The sequence below is a fragment of the uncultured Eubacterium sp. genome, from assembly GCF_934295145.1.
In the GTDB taxonomy this organism is placed as follows: Bacteria; Bacillota; Clostridia; order Lachnospirales; family Lachnospiraceae; genus Eubacterium_I.
In genome coordinates, this window is the sequence record NZ_CAKRAS010000024.1 from 37,730 (window position 1) to 44,751 (window position 7,022).

Annotated in this window: 6 protein-coding genes and 1 pseudogene; all 7 read left to right on the plus strand. The window is 42.3% G+C overall.

What is annotated here, in order from left to right; translation table 11 throughout:
• Positions 1–6 precede the first annotated feature (6 nt).
• Positions 7–1,527 (plus strand): DNA methylase, encoded by a 1,521-nt coding sequence (locus tag Q0I54_RS06550; RefSeq protein WP_296117412.1) that lies wholly within the window; start codon positions 7–9, stop codon positions 1,525–1,527.
• The gene (locus Q0I54_RS06555) at positions 1,524–1,952 is read left to right on the plus strand and encodes a hypothetical protein (RefSeq protein WP_296117414.1); all 429 of its coding nucleotides are present in this window, start codon (positions 1,524–1,526) and stop codon (positions 1,950–1,952) included. Before Q0I54_RS06550 ends, Q0I54_RS06555 begins: the two co-directional genes overlap by 4 nt.
• Positions 1,953–2,388: 436 nt before the next feature.
• Positions 2,389–3,318, plus strand: a complete 930-nt coding sequence (locus tag Q0I54_RS06560) for a LysR family transcriptional regulator (protein ID WP_296117416.1) — start codon at positions 2,389–2,391, stop codon at positions 3,316–3,318.
• A gap of 584 nt (positions 3,319–3,902) precedes the next feature.
• On the plus strand, positions 3,903–4,802 hold the full coding sequence (locus tag Q0I54_RS06565; protein WP_296117419.1) for an NAD(P)/FAD-dependent oxidoreductase: 900 nt from the start codon (positions 3,903–3,905) through the stop codon (positions 4,800–4,802).
• A gap of 139 nt (positions 4,803–4,941) precedes the next feature.
• Positions 4,942–5,253: a co-chaperone YbbN gene (locus tag Q0I54_RS06570; RefSeq protein ID WP_296117422.1), complete on the plus strand. Its 312-nt coding sequence runs from the start codon at positions 4,942–4,944 to the stop codon at positions 5,251–5,253.
• 22 nt (positions 5,254–5,275) lie between these two features.
• A complete protein-coding gene (locus Q0I54_RS06575; RefSeq protein ID WP_296117425.1) occupies positions 5,276–6,769 on the plus strand; it encodes an aryl-sulfate sulfotransferase in 1,494 nt (497 codons plus the stop codon).
• A gap of 35 nt (positions 6,770–6,804) precedes the next feature.
• A pseudogene (locus tag Q0I54_RS06580) lies at positions 6,805–7,022 on the plus strand (hypothetical protein); the annotation flags it as partial.

Sequence of the window (7,022 nt, forward strand, 5' to 3'; positions counted from 1 at the left end):
GCGTGTATGACTTCTGAAACTCATAGTGGTCATATTTATTTGGCAATTGACCTGAAATCATTTTATGCTTCCGTGGAATGTCGGGAGCGTGGATTAAATCCAATGACAACCAATTTAGTAGTGGCAGATAAGAGCCGGACAGAGAAAACCATCTGTCTGGCTGTTTCGCCTTCTCTGAAAAAGTATGAAATTCCGGGGAGAGCCCGGTTATTTGAAGTTGTGCAGCGTGTGCGGGAGATTAATGCGAAGCGACAGCGAAGTGCGACGGGACATCGGTTTATCGGTCAGTCCTGGGATGATGGACAATTACAGAAAAATCCGAATCTGGCATTGGATTATCTGGTGGCGCCGCCACGTATGGCTTTATATATGGAATACAGTACAAGGATTTACCAGATTTATATGCAGTATATTGCCCCCGAAAATATGCATGTCTATTCCATAGACGAAGTGTTTTTTGATATCACCCATTATCTGCATGTATACAAAATGACACCGCGGGAACTGGCGGCTGAAATAATCCAAAGTGTGTATGAACAGACGGGGATTACGGCAACGGCGGGAATTGGGACGAATCTGTATCTGTGTAAAATAGCTATGGATATTGGGGCAAAGCATACCGAACCGGATGCGAATGGGGTGCGAATCGCAGAATTAGACGAACAATCCTATCGGAATCAGTTGTGGTCTCATCGCCCTCTGACGGATTTCTGGCGTGTGGGAAGAGGATATGCAAAGAAACTGGAAGCGGCGGGGCTGTTTACCATGGGAGATATTGCAAAATGTTCCATTGGTGCATCCACAGATATTTATAATGAAGAAATGCTGTATCAGATGTTTGGAATTAATGCAGAACTTTTGATCGACCATGCATGGGGATATGAGCCTTGCACCATGGAAGATATCAAAAAGTATCAGCCGGAAAATAACAGTCTTGGTTCCGGACAGGTACTGGCCTGTCCTTATGATGCAGCGAAAGCAAAGGTAGTTGTGACGGAGATGGCGGATGCGCTGGCTTTAGACCTATTGGATAAGCGTCTGGTGACAGATCAGCTTGTATTGACAGTGGGATATGATAGGGAGAATCTGGCAAACTACCGAGGAGAGCTGATGATGGATCGATATGGAAGAGCTATTCCAAAGCATGCGCATGGAACCATCAATCTTAAACAGCAGACATCTTCTTCCAAACAAATGACAGAGGCCGTGTTGGAACTGTATGACCGCATCGTAAATCCAAAACTGAGGGTGCGCAGGTTAAATCTGGTGGCTAATCATGTGGTGAGCGAACAACTGGTACAGCAGAAAGTGGCCTTTGAGCAGATGGATCTTTTTACTGATTATGAAGCAGTGCAGAAGCAGCAGGAAGAAGAGCAGCGCGAGCTGAACCGGGAGAAAAAGATGCAGCAGGCAATGCTTGACATTAAGAAAAAGTTTGGGAAAAATGCGATTTTGAAGGGTATCAATATGGAAGAAGGAGCTACCGGACAGGAACGGAATAAGCAGATCGGAGGACATAAAGCGTGACGAAATTTGATCCCTATGCAGACATACGCCACTTACCACATCATGAATCAAAAACACATCCACGGATGCCACGGGCAAACCGTGCGGCTCAGTTTATGCCTTTTTCGGCATTAAGTGGATATGAAGAAGCGGTGCAGGAAACGGCACGCCAGACGGAGCAATTCCGAGAACTGGATGAGGACAACAGACGCCGCTTGGATGAAACGCTGCAGATTATTCAACAGAGCCTTGGAGAAAAACGGGAAGTTTCTGTTATAATTACATGCTTCGTACCAGATAAATACAAAGGTGGTGGAAGTTATTTGGAATATTCCGGTTTGGTGAAACGGGTGGATGCGTATCGCAGACAGATTTTGTTGCTGGATGGAACGGCGCTTCCAATTTCGTATATTTCGGATATTCAGTTCGAAGAATCTGAACTTTAAAAATATTATATTTACCAGGGGAGCTGGGAAGGTATGCAGTCATCCGGTCTAATCCTGTTAGAAAGGGTGACGCTTATGAGTACATATGAGGAATTTATGGTTATTTTGACTGTAGCGCTGCTCATTGTAGCAATTCTGAATTATAAAAAATAAGTAAGCTACCTTGTCTCTTGCCGGAGTAGGTAGCTTACTTATTATAAAAATAATTTGTAACTATTAACTTTGCACCGGAGCGGATAGGCTTCATCTATCGCCCGGCTTTCCTGTTAAGGATATTATAACAAATGGATTAGAAATGTCAATAAAGTGATGTTGAATTGATATGGTATGATAAAGACACCTAAACTCCTACCTTTACAGTATGATATAAAAATGTTAAACTAGCTCTTAAGAAAATGGCATGAAATAATTGGTGTTACTGAAAGAAGGAATGGACATGACATTTGTACAGTTAAAATATATATTAACCATTGCAGAAACGAAATCATTGAATAAGGCAGCGGAACAATTGTATGTATCACAACCATCGTTGACCAATGCGTTAAAGGAACTGGAAAAAGAAGTGGGAATCACCATCTTTTTTCGTACTGGACGCGGCGTGACACTGACGAATGACGGAGTAGAATTCCTGACATATGCCCGTGAAATTTACCGGGAGTACGAACAGCTGATGCAGCGTTATGGAGATGGCGGTTCTTATAAAAAGAAGTTTGCGGTGTCCACACAGCATTATTCCTTTGCGGTAAAAGCATTTGTGGATGTAGCAAAAAAGCTGGATATGTCCAAATATGAATTAGCCATCCGGGAGACGAAGACGGCTGAAGTCATTCAGGAAGTAAGTACGATGAAAAGTGAGATTGGTGTCTTATATCTGAGCGATTTCAATCGGAAATCCATGGAAAAGTTGTTTAAATCTGCAAATTTGGAATTTCATCCGTTGATCACCTGCAAAGCGTATGTGTATTTGTGGAAAGACCATCCGTTGGCTAATGAACCATTTCTGACGATGGAACAGCTGGAAAATTATCCATGTCTGTCTTTTGAACAGGGAGATGACAGTTCTTTTTATCTGGCAGAGGAGTTGTTTCCGACCAATGAATGCAGCAAGATTATCCATGCCAACGATCGGGCAACGATGCTGAATCTGATGGTTGGATTGAATGGATATACGCTTTGTTCAGGTTTGATCTGCGAGGAATTAAACGGTAGCGATTATCGGGCAGTACCATTTCGAAGTGATGGACAAACTGATGATACACAGGAAGAAAATCAGATGGAGATTGGATATGTTACCAGAAAAAATCTGATTTTAAGTAAACTGGGACAGGAATACGTGACGGCACTGCGGCAGTATTTGGCGCAGTAGTTTCGGGATCTGTGGCTTAAAATTCAAGTTAGTGAAGGCACCAGTCATCAATCTTACCTCTGAAGCTAACAATCGCTTTCCGAGGAAAGATTGCCTGCCTGGTGCTATATACGTTTTGCTAATTACAAATAATAAACATATTGTTGCATGCGTGCATTTACAGTTTAGAATTATAAATGTGTATGCTGAATATAGTGATACAGTGTAAGCTGTTATTATTTCTAGTACGTAAATAAAAATCAGAGAAAAGTTCCTCGACGAACGATTCAGAGAACGACTGAGTTTTGCGAGTTTTGCGCGAGTGGGAAACGACCAGCTTTTATTGGAGTTGAGAACGAGCGCGATAAAACCGAAGCAAAACGAGGGGAGTGAACGGTTAGTGAGTGAGGAACTTTTCTCTGATTTTTTTTCGTAAGCTAGATTTTAATTATTATACAAAAATAACCAGTTATAATTAAAACCTATAACTGGTTATTTTTTTTGTGTATTAGACATCCCCTATTTGATGTGATAGTATCAATGACATGCAAAACCTATTAAGTTGCTATGAATAATAGGAAAAAGAAAAACGGGAGGAAAAATAAATGACAGATGTTCTGATCATCGGAAGCGGACCGGCTGGCATGACCGCAGCGATTTATGCAAAACGTGCCAATCTGGACGTATTGGTAGTAGAAAAAGAATATGAAGGAACCGGTCAGATGGCAGAGAGCAGCCGCATTGACAACTATCCCGGTTTTTATGGAAGTAACGGCTATGAATTAGGTGAAAAGATCCGGGAGCATGTGGAAGCACTTGGAGTTGCATTTTTTGAAGGAGAAGCAGTTTCCTTTGAAAAAACAGCGACAGGATTTAAAACCACATTGGAAAGCGGCGAGGTATTAGAAAGTAAAACAGTAATCTACACCGCGGGAGCCGCCCATCGAAAACTTACGGTTCCCGGAAGTGAAAAATTCGAAAACAGAGGAATTTCCTACTGTGCATCCTGTGACGGAGCTTTTTACCGGGAAAAAGATGTGGCTGTGATCGGTGGAGGAAACAGCGCCTTGGACGATGCCTTATTACTATCCGAAATCTGTAACAAAGTTTACCTGATCCACCGCAGAGCAGAGTTCCGTGGAGATGCATCTACACTTGCAAAACTGGAGCAAAAAGAAAATGTAGAAATCATCCGAAATGCAAACGTGCAGGAAATTACCGGTGAAAAGAAAGCAGAAATTCTTCTGCTGGATACGGGTGCAGTACTGAATATTCAGGGTATTTTCGTAGCAATCGGCATGATTCCCCAGACAGAAGCCGTCAAAGATCTGGTGGCACTGGATGAGAGCGGATACATCAAAGCCGGTGAAGATGGTATCACTTCTGAACCTGGATTTTTTGTAGCAGGTGATGTCAGAACGAAAGAACTAAGACAGATCATTACCGCAGCAGCAGATGGAGCAAATGCCGCAAATTCAGCAATACAGTATATTATCAGAAAGTAATCTGATCCAAATAATGAATATAATGCAGAAGCAATCGCGTTTTTGCAATATATAAGGATAGCGAATATCCTTTGCCTTTGATAAAACACAAAACAACCCAGTAAAATACAGGGTGGAGAAATAGAAAGGAAACAACAGCATGGTAAACGAATTGACCAGAGAAAATTTTGACAAAACAATCAGAGAGCACAGCACTGTCGTTGTAGAATTCTATTCTGCAACCTGTAAGCACTGTAAGAAGCTGGAGGCGGGCATTACAGAACTTTCCGAGGAAATAGGAAATGATGTTTATTTTGGAAAAGTTCAGATTCCGAATGAACTGTCTCTGGCAGATGAATATGAAATCAGTTCCGTACCGACATTGTTATATTTCAAGGACGGCGAGATCAGAGAAAAATCCGTAGGATTTACACATAAGTTAATTATTGCAGAAAACATCAAAAAACTTTAGAACAGAAGAGGAGAGAAACACAATGGGATATCCAAGTATTTTTCCAACAGGAACATTAATTTATGATAAAGACAAAACATTCAACGGCTACACGGTTTTTCCATCTGCAAAGGGAGCACTTTTGATTGACATGAACGGTCGTGAAGTTCAGCTCTGGGCAGGGCTTGGCGGATTTCCAAACAAAATCCTGCCGGGCGGATATATAATGGGAACCACAGGAACCAGACCTGGTAAAAAGGCTTACCAGGATCAGATTGATCTGGTTCAGGTAGACTGGGATGGCAATATCGTATGGAAGTTCGATAAAACAGAGCTGATTGCCGATGGAGATAAAGACCCGGTTTACATGGCAAGACAACATCATGATTTCCAGAGAGAGGGATCTACCGTTGGATACTATTATCCGGGTGGAGAGCCAAAAACAGACAGTGGAAATACCTTACTTCTGACACATGAGAACTTATACAATCATGATATTTCCGACAAACGACTGATCGACGACAAGATTATTGAGGTTGACTGGGAAGGAAATATTTTATGGAGCTGGCGAGCAAGTGATCATTTTGCTCAACTTGGATTTGATGAGGCAGCAAAAAACGCATTGTTCCGTAACCCATGCCTGCAGGGAGAAGCCGGCGGTGACTGGATGCACATCAACAGCATGTCTGTATTAGGAGAGAACAAATGGTATGATCAGGGGGATGAACGTTTCCATCCGGATAATATCATCATTGATGCACGAAATTCCAATATTCTTGCTATTATCAGCAAAGAAACCGGTGATATCGTATGGCGTGTGGGACCGGATTTCAATGAGAGCGAAGCAACCAAAAAGCTTGGATGGATCATTGGACAGCATCATTTACATATGATTCCGAAAGGACTGCCGGGCGAAGGTGATCTGCTTGTATTTGACAATGGTGGCGAAGGCGGCTATGGTACACCGAATCCTGGTGCTCTGACAGGTGTAAATAATGCAAGAAGAGATTATTCCAGAGTGTTACAGTTCAATCCAATCACATTGGAAATCACATGGCAGTACACACCATTGGAAGCGGGAAATCTGTTATTTACAGATGCATCCAAATTTTACAGTTCTTACATCAGTTCAGCACAGAGACTTCCGAATGGAAATACACTGATCACAGAGGGATCTGACGGACGTCTGATCGAGGTAACACCGGATCATGAGATTGTATGGGAATATATCAATCCGTATTTCAATACTATTCTTGGCAAGTTCACGAACAACATGGTATATCGTGCTTATCGCGTACCGTATGAGTGGATTCCGCAGGTGGAGAAACCGGAAGAGATTTCAGTAGAGCCAATCGATGTAGAAACTTTCCGTGTGCCGGGTTCTTTCGTAGGAAACGGACTTGGAAAAGTAACGACAATCGAGGGTGTAGATCCAAATGCACGTCTGATGACAGGCGGTGGCGCATCCGAGGATGAGGATGAAGAAGTAAACTTCTGCGTCGCAACTGTAAAGAAAAGTGATCTGATCAAGAAATAAAAAAGTAGAATTTCACAGAAAGGGAGTGAAGGAAAATGAAAAGCAAAAAAATTACTGCAGCAGTTTTAAGTATCGTTCTTACATTAGGTCTGGTGATCAGCGGTTGTGGAAACAACGGATCATCTTCTGATGGAAGTGCGAAAGGAGAGAAAAGTAAAGATGGTTATGAGGTTGTCAACATTGGTTTCCCAAGTGCCGGATACGAATGGGCAGAGGGAGCACTGGCAGTAGCAGAGGAAAAAGGATATCTGGA

Coding starts and splice junctions, on each gene's coding strand:
- Q0I54_RS06565 (WP_296117419.1), top strand. CDS start 3,903: ATGACAGATGTTCTGATCATCGGAAGCGGACCGGCTGGCATGACCGCA.
- Q0I54_RS06560 (WP_296117416.1), top strand. CDS start 2,389: ATGACATTTGTACAGTTAAAATATATATTAACCATTGCAGAAACGAAA.
- Q0I54_RS06575 (WP_296117425.1), top strand. CDS start 5,276: ATGGGATATCCAAGTATTTTTCCAACAGGAACATTAATTTATGATAAA.
- Q0I54_RS06570 (WP_296117422.1), top strand. CDS start 4,942: ATGGTAAACGAATTGACCAGAGAAAATTTTGACAAAACAATCAGAGAG.
- Q0I54_RS06550 (WP_296117412.1), top strand. CDS start 7: ATGACTTCTGAAACTCATAGTGGTCATATTTATTTGGCAATTGACCTG.